The 697-nt window shown below is 61.1% G+C and carries 2 protein-coding genes; one reads left to right on the top strand and one right to left on the bottom strand.

Annotated features, from left to right (window positions below; genetic code table 11):
* Positions 1–264 precede the first annotated feature (264 nt).
* Positions 265–354, bottom strand: coding sequence for a hypothetical protein (locus EN914_RS37340; protein WP_081714185.1), 90 nt, complete (start codon positions 352–354; stop codon positions 265–267).
* Positions 355–389: 35 nt separating this feature from the next.
* On the opposite strand from EN914_RS37340, the gene EN914_RS37335 reads away from it, so the two are divergent.
* Positions 390–593 carry a hypothetical protein gene (locus EN914_RS37335; protein ID WP_024501727.1) on the top strand — a complete coding sequence of 68 codons (204 nt, stop codon included), beginning with the start codon at positions 390–392 and terminating at the stop codon, positions 591–593.
* Positions 594–697: the final 104 nt, after the last annotated feature.

Raw genomic sequence — 697 nt, 5'->3', positions numbered from 1 at the left:
CTGTGACCGCCGACAGACGGCCCTTTTTCAAGAACGACGGCTTCACATAAATCTTTTTCATATCAGACTCTCCTAAAATCCCAGCCTGATGATGCCATACTGCGGCCATCTGTCAACCATGCGAGCTGAAAGCAACAAACAATAAACCCAACAATGCGCGACAAAGGGCCAGGGTCCCTATTCTTTGCTTCGGGCCATCCCAAAACCAATTGCACCTGGAGTTTGCTCTCCAGCGCCGGCGCGATCCGCCAGAGATGCGCCGGATTAAAGCGTGACGCTGCTCGGGGCGTTTGCCGTGACGGCGGAAAGCTTGCCCTTCTTGACGAAGGTCGGCTTCGCGTAAGTCTTCTTCATCGTGATCTCTCCAGAATCCTCGGCGAGCATGGCAGATGCGCGACATGTGTCAACCAAGCCGGGCGCCGACGGCGGCCCTCCTGGCGCTATCGGCTGGCGGCCAGCGCCTGGCCTCCGGCTCGCTCGACGGCACGGCCCGGCTATGGGGCATGGACACCGGCCACCAGATCGCGCTGTTCGACAGCAAGACCGGCCCGATCTATGCGGGCGTCCGCCGCGGTGCTGACTGGCGGCAATGATCGCACCACCCGCGACTGGCCGCCCGACGGCGGTGACGGCGTCGTGCTGTTTGCCGGCGCGTCGGAATGAGCAAATCTTGATCACCTTGTCCGCCGTGCTATGT

Source organism: Mesorhizobium sp. M7A.F.Ca.CA.001.08.2.1 (assembly GCF_003998455.1).
Lineage (GTDB): Bacteria > Pseudomonadota > Alphaproteobacteria > Rhizobiales > Rhizobiaceae > Mesorhizobium > Mesorhizobium ciceri.
The sequence above is the reverse complement of the archived record's forward strand: the minus strand, read 5'-3'. Positions and strand labels throughout refer to the sequence as shown.